The sequence below is a fragment of the Sphingobium sp. WCS2017Hpa-17 genome, from assembly GCF_031843765.1.
GTDB lineage: Bacteria > Pseudomonadota > Alphaproteobacteria > Sphingomonadales > Sphingomonadaceae > Sphingobium.
Map to the genome: position 1 here is coordinate 51,636 of NZ_JAVTIV010000021.1, position 18,185 is coordinate 69,820.

Genomic DNA, 18,185 nt, shown 5'->3' on the forward strand with positions numbered 1-18,185 from the left:
TTTACGAGATCAAGGAACTGCTGCTCCATGCGTTTGACTAGCGCGCTCAAGACTCTGGCGATCACGTTCGCCCTTTCTGCGTCCGGCGTGGCACTGGCCCAGGGTGGCGGGGGCGGCAATGCCGAGGAAATGAAGAAGGCCGAGGCCGCAGTGCGCGCGCAGGATAATGCCAAGTCGCTGGGCACCGACCTGACGCCGAAGCTGCCGCCCGCAACGATCCCGGCCGATCCGCAGAATATCTGGGATCTGGACCTGTCGAGCGGTGGTCGCGTGCGCATTCAGTTGCGCCCCGACATTGCGCCGAACCATGTCGAGCGGATCAAGGAACTGACTCGGCAGGGTTTCTATAACGGCCTGAAATTCCATCGCGTCATCCCCGGCTTCATGGCGCAGGGCGGCGATCCCAAGGGGGATGGTACCGGCGGATCGACGCTCCCGGACCTGAAGGCCGAGTTCAATCCGATGCCGCATCTGCGCGGGACGCTGTCGATGGCGCGCGCGCAGAGCGAGGACAGCGCGAACAGCCAGTTCTTCATCGTGCTGCTGCCGCGCATGCAACTGGACAAGAAATATACCGTCTTCGGTCGCGTGATCGAGGGCATCCAATATGTCGACGCGATCCATGAGGGCGAGCCGCCGGCCGACCCGACCGTGATCCTCCAGGCGTCGATCGAGAGCGATGGCAAGCCGCCGGTCACGGCTGCGCCCCCGCCGCCACCCGCACCGCCCGCGTCGATCATCGATACGCCTGCGCCCAAGAAGGCTGCGCCGAAGAAGAAATAAGCCGGTTCGGCTTTTTGCTGCAATTTCAAGGCCCCGTTCGCTTCGCCCGAAGCGCGCGGGGCCGAACTGTTTAGATGAAGCGTTCCAAGCCATGCGCGTAGACCTGTTCGATTTCGACCTGCCAGCGGAGAATATCGCGCTGCGCCCCGCATCGCCGCGGGATAGTGCGCGAATGCTGCTGGTGCCGGGCGATGGCGCGATGCAGGACCGGATCGTGCGCGATCTGCCGTCGATGCTGCGGGCGGACGACGTGCTGGTGTTCAACGATACGAAGGTGATTCCCGCTCAGCTGGAGGGCATGCGCGGCGAGGCGCGGATCGGCGCGACGCTGCACAAGCGGCAAGGCCTGCGGCAGTGGCAGGCGTTCCTGCGCAATGCCAAGCGGGTGAAGGCCGGCGACCGGATAGACTTTGGCGCGGGCGTGACCGCAATTGCCGGGCCGCGTGATGATGATGGCGGCGTGACGCTGGATTTCGAGGGCGACGAGCCGGTCGAAGTGCTGCTGGAACGGGCGGGGCGGATGCCCTTGCCGCCCTATATCGCCAGCAAGCGCCCGACCGACGAACGCGACCGCAGCGATTACCAGACCATGTTCGCGCGGGAGGATGGGGCGGTCGCCGCGCCGACCGCCGCGCTGCATTTTACGCCGGAGCTGATGGCGGCGATCACCGATGCCGGCATCGCGACCGAGACGCTGACGCTGCATGTTGGGGCGGGCACATTCCTGCCGGTCAAGGCGGACGACACCGACGACCATCGCATGCATGCCGAATGGGGGCGGATCGACGCGGCCACGGCGGATCGGTTGAACGCGGCGCGGGCGGCCGGCGGGCGGCTGATCGCGGTAGGCACCACATCATTGCGCCTGCTGGAAAGCGCGGTGGGGGAGGATGGCGTCATCCGCCCCTTCGCCGACGAAACCCGCATCTTCATCACGCCGGGCTATCGCTTCAAGGCGGTGGACGGGTTGATGACCAATTTCCACTTGCCCAAGTCGACTCTGTTCATGCTGGTCAGTGCGTTGATGGGTGTCGAGAAAATGCAAGAAGCGTACAGGCACGCAATTAAGGAAGGCTATCGTTTCTACAGCTACGGGGACTCAAGCCTTCTGTTGCCGGAGGGGTAAAGGCTGAGCCCCACCGGCCTTCCCATCATTCGTAATGATGGGGTCACGTGTTCGAGTCACGTAAGCGGCACCATTACCCCCTCCGCCAGCATCCACTTCAGGTTGAAAAAACGGCGGAAATCTGCTAAAAATTCGCTCTTTCTGGTCAGGTGCGTTTGTCGCCGTCCATGCCTGTCCGTTCCCCATTGGGGGTATCGGTAAGGGGTATGAGGCTAAAGCGTGAAACGCGATACCCCCAGGAAGCGGACGAGGCAGATGGGATGATCGACGGATGGCGCTTTCGGATGCAAGAATCAGGGGGCTCAAGCCCCAGGACAAGCCTTACAAGGTTGCTGACGAGCGAGGCCTTTTCCTCCTGATCAGCCCGAATGGCAGCCGGCTCTGGAGATTGAAATTTCGGATCGACGGGCTTGATGCCCAAGGACGGTTCAAGAAGGTCGAGAAGCTACTCTCCCTTGGCGCCTATCCGGATGTGTCTCTCAAGAGAGCCCGTATATTGCGGGACGAGGCGCGGGAGGTACATGCTGCTGGTCTGGATCCCGCTCTCGAAAAACAGAAGGCGAAGGCGGCCGCCAGGATCAGCGCGGAGAACAGCTTTTCCAAGGTGGCCGAAATGCTTCTGGAAAAGCAGGAGCGCGAAGGGCTCGCGGAAGCGACGATCAAAAAGAGGCGCTGGTTCATCAAGCTCGTCTTTCCTGTTCTGGGAAAGCGGCCCGTCTCCGAAATCCAGCCGATGGAGGTGCTGCTGGCCCTTCGACCTATCGAGAAGAAGGGACGGCATGAGAGCGCGAAACGCGCGCTGAATTTCATCGGCCAAGTATTTCGTTACGCAGTGGCATCTCAATTGGCGCCCGGTGATCCCACGCGCGATCTTCGTGGCGCGCTGACCATACCCAAGGTCAAACATCACGCGGCCATTCTCGATCCCGAACGGGCGGGCGAGATGCTGCGCGCAATAGATGGATATGAGGGGCAGCCACTGACGCGCTGGGCCCTGCAGTTGTCCGCGCACCTATTCGTTAGGCCTGGTGAGCTCCGAAAAGCTGAATGGGCAGAGATTGACGCGGTGAAGTCCGTATGGCGCATTCCGCCCGCAAAGATGAAGGGACGGGTCGAACATCAGGTGCCTCTGTCGCGGCAGGCTTTGGCGATCCTGGCAGAGATCAGGAGTCTCACAGGGAGGGGAAAGTATGTGTTTCCTTCGATCAGGAGCGCGGCAAATCCAATGTCAGAAAATACCGTGAATGCGGGCCTGCGACGGCTGGGTTATTCAGGCGACGAGATGACTGCGCACGGCTTCCGTTCCATGGCGTCAACTCTCCTGAATGAGTGCGGGAAGTGGCATCCGGATGCGATCGAGCGAGCGTTGGCACACAAGGATCGTGATTCGGTTCGGGCTGCTTATGCTCGCGGGGCCTTCTGGAATGAACGCGCCGAAATGGCCCAATGGTGGAGTGATTATTTGAATCGGCTGAAGGACGAGCGGAAGGTGTTGCGTCCGGCGTTTGGCCAATGACCGGAACGAGGCCGACTGTGCTCTGGCAGGTTATAGGTTTTGGGACTCAGATTGCGAGCGTTCGTTTAGATGGTCATGCTCTCCAACTGCGGTTATCTAGATAGCTTGGTGCGCCATCGGCGGATCTGTAACTCGGGCAGATTGCCATGGCTTCGCAGTTGGGTAAGGCCTGCCTCGCTTAGCTCGACCCGTTGCCCCTCGGCCCAGCGCGCGTCATTATGCGCCATTTCCTGTTGCCAGCCGTCGCGCCAAAATCGCGTCGTCACCATGATACGACCGTCCTGGTCTAGGAAAGAGAGCGGATCGTCTTCCGAGCCACGCCAGCCCAAAGTCTTGGCGAAAACCGGATCGAACATCAGAATCTCGGACCGCTCGCCGACGAGCGATACCTGAAGGTTTCTCACCATCATTGAAAGGGCATGGGGGGCGGTGTCAAGTATCCCGCCACATGCCCAGAAGGCCTTGGGCAGCAGACCGATCGCTCCATCGAGATCATTGGCGGGGCCGATCCCTATACCGCGGACGACTAGCATATCCTCACTGAAGAGCGAGCGCGATTCCAGCACCGCGAAGCGTGCCCATTCGCCTACCACCCGTTCGGAAGCAGCCGGACGTTGAATACCTTCCGCCTGCAGCCAGTCCTCAGCACGTGCACTCCAACTCTCCTCGGGCAGCGTCGGCCAGTCCTGATCCGCAGGTCTTGCCGAAACGCCAGTGCGTGGCGGTAGTAGCGGACCGCCGTCGAGCCGATGGAGCAGCAGGTCGAATTCGATCTGAGACAAAGTCCCGGCACGCCAATGCTCGCCGACTATTACATGCAACGCGCGGATACATACCCCGATGTGCGGGCGGACAAAGGGGAGTCGCAAGCCAAGCGCACCGAGTCGGCGTCCAAGCTCCTTGGTAGCCTTGGCGCCATAGGTGCCGGCACCTCCCCATCCGGCTATTAATTGGGCGGCGCGATGCCGGATGTTAGCGACAGGTACGCCTGAATAACGCGCGAGCATCTTAATCCAGCTCTCAAAGCCTTCGGTCCAGGCGGCGGCATCATCAATGACTGGGCCCAGTGATTCTGCATCGCGCAGGCTTCGGCCCGCTACGATGTCGAGCGGCGGCAATTGCAGCGCGTAGATCAGCGGGAGTTCGGTTTCCGGCACCTGCGCGGTACCGCCCCAGATGCCGCTCAATATTTCCGCCAGCACTGCGACGCACCCATCCGGATGCTCGACCAGCCCGTCCAGCTTGTCCTTGAATGACTGCGTAACGCCGTCGCAGCTTCGCGCCTCAAACAAAAGACGGAGGCCGAACAGCGCGGTTGGCCCATCGCCCTCGATCAGCCGTTCGCAGGCCCGGGAGAATAGGGCTACAGCTTCGCTCGATTCTGCCCGAGCGAGTTCCAGCAGACCGGCACCCGCCTGCTCTCGCGGATCGGAAACGCCGAACTGTGTTGCGTCGAGGAACAGAAGAGCGAGCAGGTCGAGATCGTCCCGCTGCTCGCCATCGCCACGGGGAATCTCCGGCGCCTTTTGATAGTCCCGATATTCGGGGATTTGTTCGTCGAGCCGCGTCCAAAGCGCCGGCCAATCGATTTCCTCGAACAGCACCGGGAAAATGTCGTCGACGCTCCACAACGCACTGCCCGTGCCGTGGCCACCCGCGGCAAGGTCACGCAAAAAATCTTCCCGGGCGTGGTCGTGTGCGTCGGGATCGCCAAGAAGGTGCCGCGCTCGATGATGGTCAAGCAGGTTGCTGTCCGCCCAACCGCCCCAGCCTTGACGAGTCTCGCTACCGCCTGACAACAGCGCCTCGGCATAACCACGCCTGCCAGCCGCGAGCGCGGCTCTGGCAAGGGCTTTCTTCACCGGCCGGTCGCGAATGAGTTGCGGATTGCGCGTAGCAAACGCCTCCACTTCCTCCCAAGGCTTGTTTGCGATAATCCTACCGACCCGCTTTCCGAGCGTATGGTTGACAAAGTCGCCATAGTGAACGCTGGTCTGTGCGTCGCGCCGGGCGCGCTCTGCTGCGACCGCGCGCTCTACATGCTCGAAAGTATTCAGCTGGAAATAATCGGGAAGCGCCTCTTCGTCTTGGACGGACTCGGCATTCCAACGGTCGACGGCCATGTCCACCGTCGAAGACCGATAGTCGCGATCGGCCAGGCCATCCCGGAAAACCCGAAGAAGCTTCGCCCGCCGCGATGGCCTGGCATCGCGTTCTAAGCCAGCGACGATCATCTGCCCGATGGCGGGGAGGGTTTCCAGAGGCGCCGCGGCGGCGAGATCACGGAGAAACTGCCCAGTGCGGGTTAGGCTGTTGTAGACTTCCTCATAATATGGAAGCGCGAGTGCCGACCATGTGATGGCGAGCGGGATCGCGAGATCCGGCCGCCGTCGGAGAATCCCCCGAGTAACCGCGTCAACCAGCGCATCCCAATGCCAGACGCCCGACTCTTTCGCCCACCCATAGGCATCCCAGGCCGGCGCCGTGCCGCTCGCGATTGCATCGACGAGTACCGATTTTGCCATTCGCCAAGCCTGATCATGCGCATCGCTATCGTCGACGCCGGCTGTAAGCCGCAGCATCCGAAATGCACGATCGGGCGAACCGGCCGGGTCCGCGCGATCGGCGGCAGTGAGCACGCCTTCCCATAGCTGATAGAGGCCGTCCTTTTTCGCAGCGATGTAACAACCCAGCGATTTTTGCCGCATCATGTGGAGCAGTTCGCGCGCGCGCTCGTGCAAGCCAATATTGCCGAAGGCGATCGCCAGTTCGGAGAGCAAATCAATTGCCTCTTGCGGGGAACGGGCATGGTCCAGTCCGGCATGCGGCCTTTCTAGGCGTGCGACCGCGGCAACAGCATCGCCATCGAATGCAAACATGGTTTCGGCGAAGCGGCGATGGATTTGCGTGGTTTCTCTGAAGCTGCACATAGGCAATCGGAGGCACGCGTCGAACTCGGCCGCGAAGCCGGGCGCGGCATCAGGCAGCAGTTGAACCAGCTTGCAGATGGCGTCGAACAGTGGCTTGTCGGCGCGACGGATGCGATAGCCGAGGAGCACGTCATCGTGGTGGTTCGCGACTGCGCCTGCCAGGAATGTCAGAGACGCCTTGATCTGCGCTACGGCCTGCGACGATGAAACCGGATACTCCGCCTTGATCTTGCCGATCAGCGTGCCTAGCCGCACTGCCTGGACTTGTACTCCGCGGAACAGAAACTCTTTGGGGAGCGCGGGTTGGACAGGCGCTTCGCCAAGCTGGGCTGCGATCGCCGTGTAGCCGAGCAGTACGTCGACTGCGTTCTCTACCTCGTCCGACTTGTGCTCAAGGCCGGTCATGTCGGGGGTGGCAGCCCTTTCAAACAACCGTCGCGCGAGTGCATGATCCTTGCCAGCAATCGCGATGCGCGCCGCGTGCAGATTCCAGCTGTCGTGCAGATCTTGCTTTTCTGACAAGTTCGCATACGCGGCCAAGCATTGCAGCGCCTCCTCCGTGCGAGACGCAATCATCTTCGCTTCGGCACTCTCGAGGTGAAGGATCGAGAGACAGGCGCCTTGGTCCACCCGATGCTGTGCCGCAATGTCGGCGACTTTCCGGTCGGGATCGTGACGCAGAATCGCGCGCGCAAGCAAGTAGCGCAGTTCGAGGAGATAGTCGTTCCTTGTCTTGCCGGAAAAAGTGTCCTCGTCGCTGCCCTGTTTGCCGGCCGGAAGGCGGATGCGTCGTTCGATCTGTTCGTCATCGAGTAGCACGACTGCGAGGTTGGCCCATGCCTCCATGGCCTCGCTAGTGTCTAGGCCATGGCCTTCGTCGAACCATTTCCATGGATTCTCACTGTCGAACAGCAGACGCCCACGATCCACTTGCCCATCGTCGAGCAGGGCATCGATAACGAGCCATTCATCGCCGGCGACATGATTAGAATCAAGCTGGGCCACCGCCATGTCGAGGTCTCCAGCTGCAATCTGTGCGGTGACGAGACGTTCGGCCATGGTCAGTGCGTCCTGGCGCCGCCAAATTTCATCGCGGGCGAGCATCAGGTCGAACAAGGAAGCGGGATCCGGATCGGCTCCGAGACAGGTTACGGCATCTCCGATATCATTGCTCACCTCATAGCTGCGGCGACCGTTGACGAACTGACCAACGAAGTACCTGCGGCTGGCCAAGGCCGCGGCCTCAGCGAGATCGCCAGCGAGAAAGCGATACCGGAACTCGAGGAAGCGCTGGACGCTTGTCTGCGGTGCGGATCCGGCCAGTTCGGCCAACCCCCGATAGATCGCCGGGTCACTGAACGCCGGGTCTGGCCTTCCATAGAGCGTAATATTCTGCTGACGGAGGAAAAGACGGAAACTGTTGTGAAAGATCCGCCACGCCCCACCGCCATGGTCGATCAGATGATGGGCGAGCGTGAAAGCCTTGTCCACCGCGCTGCTGGATAGCCATTGCGCCAGCAGTTCTGGTTCGATCCGGCCATCAGCGAAACTTAACGTGAAGAGTGTCTTCGAGACATCGGGGCCGGCGTCTTGCGCCTCGCGCCAAGCCTGGCGATAGACTTTCTCAAGGTCGCCGTCATATTCGAAGCCGCCGGCCAGCAGGGCCTCGCGCTCCTCGAGCTCTGCGGTCAGGAGCTTACCAAGCAAGTAGCGCGTCACAAGCGGATGGCCTAGGCTCACGGCGAAGACCTGTTCGGGGTCGACCTGCTCACGATCCAGACCCACCGAGACCACCATGTCCGCCACAGCATTCTCACTGAGCGGCGCGATGTCGATACGCCGGCCGTTCTGCGATGCCTGATCGCGTACCTCTGGCGGGATATCGGCGAGATCGATCCGCTGGCTACCTAGCACGAAGAGGACGCCCTTGGGGACACTGTGCGGAAGAGGCAGTGCGCGTAGGAAGCTCGCATCAGGCCGTTCCTCGCGCGGAACATGGTCTAGGCCATCGACCACGACGACCGTCATTTGCCCATCGACCGTATGCCGTTTGCCTGCCTGCTCGAGTAGCTTCTCGAACGTCTCGCGCTTCTGCTCGAGCGTGTCGTCCTTGGCGCGCTGCGACTGATATCCGAAGCCAGTGAGTTGACTGTTCAGGTCGTCAAGAAAATTGGCATCGACACCGCGACCCTGGCCCTGCGCCTCGCCCGGTACGAAAGCAAGATAACGGGCGACATTGCGCTCGGGACCGGGCTGCACGAAGCGCTCGAGCAATGTTGATTTGCCAGCACCCGGGGGACCGAGCAGGCAGAGGTAGCCTGAGGCATGCGTGCCAATTGCCGCTTCCAGCTCCGCCTCACTTTTCTCATTGCTCTGGACATGGGCGCCAAGGGGAAACCGGTGCTCGAAGCGGAGTTGGAACCGGTCAGCCCAACCGAGCGCGTCGAGCAACTCGCGGCGCGTCCATCGCGTCTTGCCGTCATTGCGCCCGACCAGGTCGCCCAATGTATGGGCCAACTCGTCGATCTGCGCGCGAACGGCGGCGTCCTGGGCCAAGGGAGATTCCGTGTTGGCCGATGCTCCGAGCATGAATTCGAGACGACCGAAGAAGCGCTCAAAATCCGGTTCGGACAAACCAGACGCCTGTCGTAGAGCCTCGATGAGCGGCATCCATTCGCTTGCGCGCCAGTCGGCCAACGTTCGGTCCGGATGGCGCGCCTTATCGTGGAAGAAGTCCGCCGAATCCCGCCCAGGTACTTCGAATTTTCCCCGATCTGATGTCGTCGGATAGTGTGACGACACGTAACGGAGCTTGACGAAACGATCTGGAAATTCGCTTTCGAGCATGACGAAGGACGCGGCGCAGTCCGCGATGACCTTGTCTGTGCCGAGCAATAGGCCTGTAACGCCAACTGGCTTGGGCTTGCCCGATGCTTTATACTGATGCCCGATGACCTTGCCGGCGATGCCAATGACGAGATCGTCGAACATGCCAGCATGATCATCTGCCAACGCTACAAACGTCAGCGTGCCGTCCAATATTGCCTGATAGGCAAGTTGAGCGGAGGCCCGGTCCTGATATCTAAGTCCCAGCCTTGCGGCCCGTTCGCCGGCCCCAGATGTATGTGCCATAGTTATTTCCGCCGATGCACGGATGAGGGTGAATGGTCGTCGACGAGCGAGGATGCTCGACGACCGTTGATTAGGATCAGTCTACAGGCACAATACTCGGTCATCATAGCAAGCCGAATGTACCCGGTAAGCTGCCATGCACCAAGAAGTTGACCTCATGAGTTGATCGCTGCCGGATGCTGCGGAACTGGGCCGATGTCGAACTGATATCATGGCGCGAAGCCGTGTCTCAGAACCACCAGCCATATAGCTTCTCAAGGAACAAAACAAGATCGTTGTAAATGCTTAACGATACTACTAACCCCATTTGGAATGATCGGAAGAGGGAACGCGGCATGTTTGATGCTCACATTCGAATCTATTTTCGGGAGTCAGACGGCACGCTGGTGGATAGCCAGCAGGAGTTCGGCAGCGAGAGCTTCGCGGGAATTATTCCGGCGATCGGTGATATAATTGTGGACCCAGGCGTGCTTCAAGGGCTTGATCGACACGACCCAAAGAACCGTAGCGTTTGGAATGTGGTAGGCCGTGTTTTCAACCCTCGCGATATGGAGGACTATGTCGCGCTGATCGTTGAAGAGCGGGTACCGAATCCTCACGAATGCAGCCTCCTCGCGGGCTGATGTCTAGTACCATGGACGCGACAGAGCCCCGCGCGGAGCAGGACATCTTCAACAGTCTCGCGGATTTATGCACGGCGCCCGGCTTTGCGCACGCGCTCGCCTGGATGTCGCTGCGAGATAACTACGTGACATTTGACGGTGTCATGGATGGTGAGGCGTTGGCAGCCTCCTATGCGCCTAGTCGAACGGTTAGAACCGAATTTTCGACCTTACTCGGGCTGCTTATCCGCCAGCCCATCGACCTGAGTGAACCAACGCCGGCGGAAATTCAGGCATTGTTCGATCGTACAGATAAGCTGCTGAAAGAGCTGCATGAACGGCTGGGGCGGCCAATGTGGGACTCTATCATCGAGACAGCGAAGGTAATGCAGGAGGATGAAGCAGCACGCCCTGCTTCACCATTCACTCGCGCCGATGTGTTACGGGAACCTATCTTCTACGGCGGCGAATCCGCGTACAGCTTCCAATATCGAGACATGGCGCTCGAACGGTATGCCGCAGACGAAGCTTGGCTGACCATGAATAAGGGTTTCTGCATTGCGGACGCACACGCAGTTGCCAGCGCAATCTCTGAGATTCAGAGCAGCAAAATCGTCGGCGTGTTGTCGCGCCTTAAGGCGAAAGCACCGTCTTTCCCATCCTTGCTGCCAGCCTTCACAACTACCGCCGACGAGATTGCAGCGCACTGCGGCCTGCCCGTAGAGACGGTGCGAGCCGTGCTGGCAGCCCTTAGCGTTACGGCACCCGCTAATCAGGATTTCACTTCGCTTGGCGCGTTCAACTTGGCTAATGCGTGCCCGATCGTGACGCTGCCGGACGGGAACTATCTATCGCTCCAGACATACGGGATCGTGGAATCCCTTTACGATTCCCCCTTTTATTGGATGGTTGGCGACAAAACCTATCGCTCCAAAGCGTCCACTCACCGCGGTGCTTTCACCGAACAGTTCGTGGCCAAACGGTTGCGGTCAGTGTTCGGCGACCTGAATGTTCATACTAACGTCAACATCGAAGCTGCGAGCAATCGGGTTTCTGAAATGGACGTATTGGTCCTGTTTGGCGATCGGGCTCTGATCGTCCAGTGCAAGTCGAAGAAGATGACGCTGGATTCGCGTCGGGGTAACGACAGGACGCTGCGCGACGATTTCCAGAAGGCAGTCCAAGACGCCTATGATCAAGGCTTGCTCTGCGGGCGCTCGCTCAGTCGGCCAGGATTGGACTTCGTGAAGGAGGACGGGACCAAGCTCGAAATTCCTGAGCTACGAAATGTCTACATCCTCTGCGCGGTGTCAGATCATTATCCGGTGCTAACCGTCCAAGCGCGGCATTTCTTAAAATATGAGAGAGATGCTGTCATCCATGCCCCCTTGGTCGCAGATATCTTTCTGATCGACGTCCTCGCAGAGATGCTCGCCAGTCCTCTCCGGTTGCTCAGCTATATCGATCGCCGGGTTGGCTATGCCGAACGCATACACGGGACCAACGAACTCGCCATTCTGGGGTATCATCTAAGCCAGAATCTTTGGTTTGAAGACGAGAACAGCATCGCAATGGTAGCGGACGATTTCTCGCTTGACCTCGACACTGCGATGACGGTCCGGCGAGAAGGCGTTCCAGGAACAGCAACGCCAAAGGGCATCCTCACCAAGTTCACTGGCACGCATGTAGGCCGGATCATCGAGAAGATCGAACATGAGGCAGATCCTGACCTGCTCGATTTAGGCTTCCTCCTGCTCAACATTAACGGCGATACCGTTAAGCAGCTTGATCAGGGGATGAAGGATGTCGCTCGACGTACTCGTCTCGATGGTCGATCCCACGATTTCACACTGGGGTTTGACACAGGCGACGCCGGACTCACCATACATTGTAGCCGAGCCTCGCCGCGCGATGCGGTCGAAGTACTCGCGGACCATGCCGACGCCGCAAATATGTTCACCGTTCTGACAAATGGTTCGGTCTTCTCGTGCGGGAGAGTGACGGATTGCCCAAGCTCGGTATCGCGGTACGGTTCCCGTGGAAACGGGACATCCGCATGGATAATCTGACGCAGGGGATGGTGCTCAACGGCAACCGCAATTTCGCTCAACCAAAGCCCGGCGGTCGCGCGTCGGATGGCTCGAAGATTGGTCGCAACGATCTATGCTTTTGTGGCAGTGGGAAAAAGTTTAAGAGGTGCTGCATTGCCTGAGCTTGTTTAAATTCCCGGCCAAGAACCCGAATCTGCTAGATATCCGTTATCTACCTCGTCTTGCTTCAAGGGGGGGCGCGCGCAGAATGTCCCAACCTGATGGAGATTGAGTAATTTGTGGGCATGTGTCGCAGATTGCTGACCCGGCCCGTTAATGCGGAGCGAGAATGTCAGCCCAAAGGGCGATATCTTCGTAAATGCTCATGCTCTCGGGGTCTTCCCAGGCCTCGCGTTCAGCGTCCCATCGGCCGATGACGGGAAGGTCTTCGTCCCAAAGCAGCATCCGTCGGCCGTCTTTCCGGTCGCTTGGCAAATCAGTAATCGCGTTCCAGCCCGAGCTGCTAGGCACTGCCATATGCGTCTCCTTCGAACGGCGACGCCTTCAGCCTTGGCCTATCGTCGCACCTATGTCCTCTCGGGGCGACGGCCAAAGCCGGATGTTAGTAACCTGACCGAAGTAAGGCGCATGCGCCTTTACCGGCGAACCGGCTGGACATGCGCGCATGCCACCCGGCCTCCAGAAACTGGATGACCGAGTTCTTCGATCGGGGTTACTAAGCCCCGCTCCCACGTGTCTTGGGAGCAGGGCCAGATTGCTTGGTTCTGCGAAGTTATCAAGCCAAATTTCGCGTAGGGCGCGCTGCGTGGAGCGGTTCTTGAGATCCAGAATAGCCGCTCTCAGGCGCGCCTAATTCTGGAATGCCCTCGACAAAAATCACTGGATTTTGACAGGAAGAGGATCCTGTATGAACCGAGATTTCGTTGGGTCTGACTGCATCATGAGCAGCTTTTCATGAGCCTTCAACGCATCTTTCTGCGACGCAACACCGCGTGGGAAAGAACCGATCCTTCAATGCGGAAGTGCATGCTTAGGGAGGCGATTGGCCCAGTTTTGTTGGTCGGTCGAGGGAGAGAAGGGGGAATTTGAAGGGGGAATAAAGGGATGGCAAGATTAAAGCCTTGCCTCCTGAGGTGGCCAGGAATGGCGCCTGCACAGGGTTTCTGATGGAGGCATGCCGAGGGCGGTGCCTCCACATCCTTGGAGAACGCCGCGTTTCCTCCCCTCCGAATGGAGGCCCTTGAAGCCCGCGCTGGCGGCTTCCCATCCTTTCCTGCTTTCTACGGGAAAGGATCACGACATGGCCGGCAGTGACGATTTCGACCTCTGGCTCGGACGCATCGGCAGCGACACGCCAACGGTCGGAAAGACCCTTGCCCGCGCCCGCCGTGCAGGTGGTCGTGGGGGCGGATCAGGACGTCGCTTCACCGGCGCGCGGCTGGGCCGTGGCAACGGTGTCGGCCGGGTGCTCGGCCGGAGTACATCAAGGGCCGGTGGTGGCGCTCGCCGCGTGGTGGTGAAGAGCCGGATCGTGAAGCTGGGCAAGGGCATGGCTGCCGCCGCCCACCTGCGCTATCTCCAGCGCGACGGCACGACCCGCGAGGGCGAGCGAGGATCGCTCTATGGCCATGACGCCGACCGCGTTGACGGCAAGCCGTTCCTCGAACGTTCAGCCGGCGACCGCCACCAGTTCCGCTTCATCGTCGCACCGGAGGACGGCGCGCAATATGATGACCTGAAGCCCGTGGTCCGCCGCCTGATGGAACAGGCCGAGAAAGACCTGGGCACGAAACTCGACTGGGTGGCAGTCGATCATTTCAACACCGGCCATCCTCACAGCCATGTCATCGTGCGCGGCAAGGATGAGACCGGCAAAGACCTCGTCATCGCCCGCGACTATATGACCCAAGGCCTTCGCACCCGGGCGACCGAAATCCTCTCCCTCGATCTTGGTCCTCGCACTAGCCAAGAGATCGCCGCCAGTGTGGCGAGAGAAGTCGAGCAGGAGCGCTTCACCAGCATCGACCGGGCATTGATGCGAGAGGCGAATGAAGAAGGCGTCATCATCGTCACCAAGGCCGATCCGGGCCAACATGCTTCGCTCATTGGGCGGCTACGCACGCTGTCCCGGCTCGACCTTGCCGAGGAAGGCAGGAACCGACCGCGAACTGGAGCCCAGTCTGCGGCGCATGGGCGAACGGGGCGACATCATCCGGACGCTGAATCGCGAACTGCGGGAAGCAGGCATTCACCGTCCACCCCAGAACCATGCCCTGTTCGATCCGGCGCAGGACAACGCGATCGTCGGCAGGATTGTCGCCATCGGCCTTTCCGACGAGCATCGCGACCGACGCTATCTCATCATCGACGGCATTGATGGCCACAGCCACTATGCCGATGTCGGGGAGGACCAGCAGGCTGTCCGAACCGGCAGCATCGTTTGCCTGTCGCCCACGCCGGTCGAAGTGCGCGATGTCGATCGCGCCGTGGCCGATGTCGCTGCCCATCACCAGGGCCGCTACAGTATCGATCTCCACATGGAACAAGACCCGATGATGACCCAAGGCCGGGCGGAGATGCATGTCCGTCGTCTCGAGGCGATGCGGCGGCTGATCGCCGCACCCGAACGACAGCCCGATGGCAGTTGGGTGATTGGCCCAGACCATCTGGCAGATGCCGAACGCTACGAACGGGAGAAGAGCCGCCGCCTGCCGGTCCGCATTGAGATCCTGTCCGTCCGGCCTCTCGAACAACTCCCGCACCATGACGGCGCAACATGGCTGGACCGAGAGATAGTCAGCGGTCAGCCGCAGCAACTGGCAAGCGGGTTCGGGGCGGACGTCAGGAAGGGGCTGGCCCAACGGCAGGCATGGCTCGTCGAGCAAGGGTTGGCAGAACAGGAGGGACAGGCTGTCCGCCTCCGCCGCGATTTGCTCGTCGTCCTACAGCAGCGCGAACTCAGCCGGACCAGCCAGCAGATCGAACAGGAGACGGGCCTGAGGCATGTCACGCCGCGACCCGGCGAGATGGTCGAGGGTGTCTACCGCCGCGCCGTCATGGTCGGGGACCAGCGCTATGCCATGATCGAGAAGGCGCATGAGTTCAGCCTTGTGCCCTGGCGGCCGGTTCTCGAGCGGGCCATCGGCAAGCCAGTATCGGGCATCATGCGGGATGATCCAATCAACTGGACCATTGGCAGCCGGAACAGGGGACTGGGCATCGGCTGACCGGCATCCGACAGGTACCTACCGGCACCATGGAGGCACTGTCGTCCAAGGCCAGCATGGCCGATCCTCCGGGTCATGAAAACCTTCAAGACCCGCCATCAATTCTACCTGCCCGATGACCTGTCGGCGAAGCTGGACGCACTGACCGCCAGCCCAGGCACGTCGAAGACGCAGATCCTGACCGACGCGCTCAATGCCTGGCTTGAACGCAAGGGCGCGCAGGAACTGGACCAGCGCTTCGGTCCCCGGCTTGATCGGCAGAACCGGACGACCGAGCGGATCGAGCGCAAGGTCGATGTGCTGACCGAGATGCTGGGGGTCTTCATCCTTCACCAACTGACGCTGGTGGCGCATCAGCCCGCGTTCGACAGCGAGACCGCCCGGCTGGGCAAGACCCGCTATCTCAGGTTCATGGAACTGGTCGAGCGCCGGCTGGTGCGGGCCGACAGCGGTGAAGCGACAGCCCTTGCCAAACAGGAGGAACAGCCATGAGCCTCGATCAATCGCCAGCGCCCATCGCGGTCCGCATCAAGGATGCCTGTCGTATGACCGGGATCGGGCGCTCGAAACTCTATCTGCTCATAGCCGAAGGCGCGATCGAGACCATCAAGGTCGGCAGCATGACGCTCATACCTGTCTCATCGCTTGAAACGTTTCTCAGCGGTCGAAGAAATGGCCAATTTTCTCCAAATTCCGGACGCTCAAGGGGGCGATAGTTTCTCCAAAAGCGCGCATGCGCTGGCCCTCAATGACCAACCGCGGCTAGAACTTTACTAACAATGCGTTAGCCCGATATTGCCGCCGATAAGCCCAACCGACATCGGTTCATCAACCGAGGGGCGCGTGGACGACAAATTGATGTTCGGTTGAAGTTACAGGTTGGAGGGAAGTTTGCCCAGTTTCGCACATGGAAAGATAGCCGCACACGTTCTGTCAATCGACGAAATCCCTACAGATTTAGACGAATTGCGAAAATGGGTGGGGGCCGAACAACACATTGGGCTTCTGACGCAAAATGTCCCACCGGGGGAGCTCATCATCTATTGCTCAGGGCCTTACGCATTCATCCACTCCATCATTGTTCCCAATGACGTTCTGGAAGCGGCCACTAGAGATGAACTCCTCAGGTGGTCGAGCAATCCCTTCACGTCCTATGCGAGCTACGTCTCCAGCAGCGATGGCATGTGGGTAGAATTGGGTGAAGGTCATCGCGGATGTAAGGCTCTTGACGAAGGTGAAGACCTGATATTTGGGCGGACGTTCGATGGCTGGTCCGGACCGGGTCGAGACTATTTCGAAGTCAATCAAGAATACACACACCTCACGGGGATTCACTGGCGGCCAGAGCATTCAGCATACTGCAAATTCGACCATAACGGCGACCTGCGCCACGTCGTGTCAATCACGGTTCGAGATGGTAATGCTGTTTCATTGGTTACGTTCACATGGGAAGAGCTTGAAGAGTACCTAGCCGTATCCGACTATAGTCTTGTGCGCATGTTCGATTTTACCCTTCTCAATCACTCAGCGTTTACTGCTTGGCCGGAGGGCGATGAGGTAGTGATCGAGAATTCCCCAGACCTGTTTTTCCGGCAGAAGCGCGGCGACACGCTCGCCTACACACGCGGTATTCAAATCATCCGGCCTAACCTGTCGCCTGAGCGTGCGTCTCAAAACGTTTCGGATGGCTGGTCCGGTCGCAAGAACAAGGAATATGCCGAGTTTATTGCCAAGGACTGGCGCCACGATCGAATCACCAAAATATCGACCCATCCCGAGGCGACCGCCAACTATTTCAATGCGGACGAAAACGATAAGCCATTCGAGCTTTCCCCGGCCTTTTTTCGTCCCGAGGTCCTCTCAAAATACAAAACAGACCGAGACAAATATACCGTCGGTGAACGTAGCATAAGCTGTAGATCTACTTGGCATCTGAAAGGATATGATGTCAACGAGGCCGGTCAAATTCATGCGTATATATGCGACTTGCGTGCTCTTCCCTACTCGGAGCAACTGCATTGGCTTTCCTTCAACGAAGAACCAAAGACGGGAATTTCTGACCGCGCCTTCATAAATGATTTTAAAGGCGACTTCGTTGACTTCATACATCCACGGCAGGAAGTAATCTCGATCGCTCGCCGCTGGAGCGAGCGTTCGGTGAACTGGTGGCGACTCCGTCAGGACGGTCTGCTCGAACGCGCCAACATCCCATTGACATCCAGTACAGATGAATGGGCTAACGCCTTCCTCGACCTTTCCAAACTCGTAGTGGAAGGCTTCGACCTCAAAGCGATCAGAGATAGACTAGCGCGACGAGGCCTCGCGTTTGATGAGAAAGAGCAATCTATATCGCTACTGGAGAAATTGCTTTCGGCATCCACTCATGTAGACAATCCTGTCAAACTCAGTGGTTTACGCGCCGCACAAAAAATCCGTTCTAAAATTGCAGGTCACTCGAGCGGTACGGAAGCGCAGAAAATTGCACATGAGGCCGTCGTCGAGCATGGGAGCTACACTGCGCATTTCACCCATGTCTGTGCGCTGATCGCACGTGAATTGGAGGCCATCGCCTTAGCCTTCGAAGAATAGAGGTTCTGAAAGCTGGGAGACTACCACCGCATTCAATTTAGCAGCAGGGTTGGAGGCGGTGGTCAATCGTTGGATATGTCAGTTGCTTTCGGCTGCCGCAACGTATGCATCCGGCGAGACGCGCCTTGTCGTGAGGTAGGGGCCTGCTCTTAAGAACGCTCTCGAGAGCACGCTTAGGAGCAGTGGATGCGGCAGATCACGGTGATGACCGGGCCGGAACGGCGGCGGC

12 protein-coding genes and 1 tRNA gene are annotated in these 18,185 nt (G+C 59.5%); 11 read left to right on the forward strand and 2 right to left on the reverse strand.

Annotated features, from left to right (window positions below):
• The first annotated feature begins 27 nt into the window (after nt 1-27).
• The 4 genes from RQH62_RS20860 (at nt 28) to RQH62_RS20875 (ending at nt 3,425) form a co-directional block, all read left to right on the forward strand.
• The gene (locus RQH62_RS20860; protein WP_311270573.1) at nt 28-783 is read left to right on the forward strand and encodes a peptidylprolyl isomerase; all 756 of its coding nucleotides are present in this window, start codon (nt 28-30) and stop codon (nt 781-783) included.
• A 91-nt stretch (nt 784-874) separates the two neighbouring features.
• A complete protein-coding gene (gene queA, locus RQH62_RS20865; RefSeq protein ID WP_311270574.1) occupies nt 875-1,909 on the forward strand; it encodes a tRNA preQ1(34) S-adenosylmethionine ribosyltransferase-isomerase QueA in 1,035 nt (344 codons plus the stop codon).
• Nucleotides 1,897-1,982: transfer RNA gene (locus tag RQH62_RS20870), tRNA-Thr, on the forward strand. Before queA ends, RQH62_RS20870 begins: the two co-directional genes overlap by 13 nt.
• A 198-nt stretch (nt 1,983-2,180) precedes the next feature.
• Nucleotides 2,181-3,425: a phage integrase central domain-containing protein gene (locus RQH62_RS20875; RefSeq protein WP_311270575.1), complete on the forward strand. Its 1,245-nt coding sequence runs from the start codon at nt 2,181-2,183 to the stop codon at nt 3,423-3,425.
• Between the two features lie 92 nt (nt 3,426-3,517).
• Here RQH62_RS20875 and RQH62_RS20880 read toward each other — a convergent pair whose 3' ends face one another.
• Nucleotides 3,518-9,394, reverse strand: coding sequence for an AAA family ATPase (locus RQH62_RS20880; protein WP_311270576.1), 5,877 nt, complete (start codon nt 9,392-9,394; stop codon nt 3,518-3,520).
• Between the two features lie 428 nt (nt 9,395-9,822).
• Here RQH62_RS20880 and RQH62_RS20885 point away from each other — a divergent pair, with 428 nt between their 5' ends.
• The 3 genes from RQH62_RS20885 to RQH62_RS20895 are packed head-to-tail and all read left to right on the forward strand — an operon-like array spanning nt 9,823 to nt 12,301.
• Entirely contained in the window at nt 9,823-10,110 is a 288-nt protein-coding gene (locus tag RQH62_RS20885) for a hypothetical protein (RefSeq protein WP_311270577.1), read from the forward strand.
• 11 nt (nt 10,111-10,121) lie between these two features.
• Nucleotides 10,122-12,158 (forward strand): nuclease-related domain-containing protein, encoded by a 2,037-nt coding sequence (locus RQH62_RS20890; protein WP_311270578.1) that lies wholly within the window; start codon nt 10,122-10,124, stop codon nt 12,156-12,158.
• Nucleotides 12,159-12,166: 8 nt separating this feature from the next.
• Complete coding sequence (locus tag RQH62_RS20895) at nt 12,167-12,301, forward strand: SEC-C metal-binding domain-containing protein (RefSeq protein ID WP_311270586.1); 135 nt, start codon at nt 12,167-12,169, stop codon at nt 12,299-12,301.
• Between the two features lie 151 nt (nt 12,302-12,452).
• Here RQH62_RS20895 and RQH62_RS20900 read toward each other — a convergent pair whose 3' ends face one another.
• A complete protein-coding gene (locus tag RQH62_RS20900) occupies nt 12,453-12,656 on the reverse strand; it encodes a hypothetical protein (protein ID WP_311270579.1) in 204 nt (67 codons plus the stop codon).
• Nucleotides 12,657-14,278: 1,622 nt separating this feature from the next.
• Between RQH62_RS20900 and RQH62_RS20905 the strand changes: the two genes are divergently transcribed.
• From RQH62_RS20905 to RQH62_RS20920, 4 genes are all read left to right on the forward strand, one after another.
• The gene (locus tag RQH62_RS20905; RefSeq protein WP_311270580.1) at nt 14,279-15,367 is read left to right on the forward strand and encodes a DUF3363 domain-containing protein; all 1,089 of its coding nucleotides are present in this window, start codon (nt 14,279-14,281) and stop codon (nt 15,365-15,367) included.
• Nucleotides 15,368-15,442: 75 nt separating this feature from the next.
• A complete protein-coding gene (locus tag RQH62_RS20910) occupies nt 15,443-15,859 on the forward strand; it encodes a CopG family transcriptional regulator (RefSeq protein WP_311270581.1) in 417 nt (138 codons plus the stop codon).
• Nucleotides 15,856-16,083 carry a helix-turn-helix domain-containing protein gene (locus tag RQH62_RS20915; RefSeq protein ID WP_311270582.1) on the forward strand — a complete coding sequence of 76 codons (228 nt, stop codon included), beginning with the start codon at nt 15,856-15,858 and terminating at the stop codon, nt 16,081-16,083. The genes RQH62_RS20910 and RQH62_RS20915 overlap by 4 nt, the downstream gene beginning before the upstream one ends.
• Nucleotides 16,084-16,258: 175 nt before the next feature.
• Nucleotides 16,259-17,956, forward strand: coding sequence for a hypothetical protein (locus RQH62_RS20920; protein ID WP_311270583.1), 1,698 nt, complete (start codon nt 16,259-16,261; stop codon nt 17,954-17,956).
• The last annotated feature ends 229 nt before the right edge of the window (nt 17,957-18,185 follow it).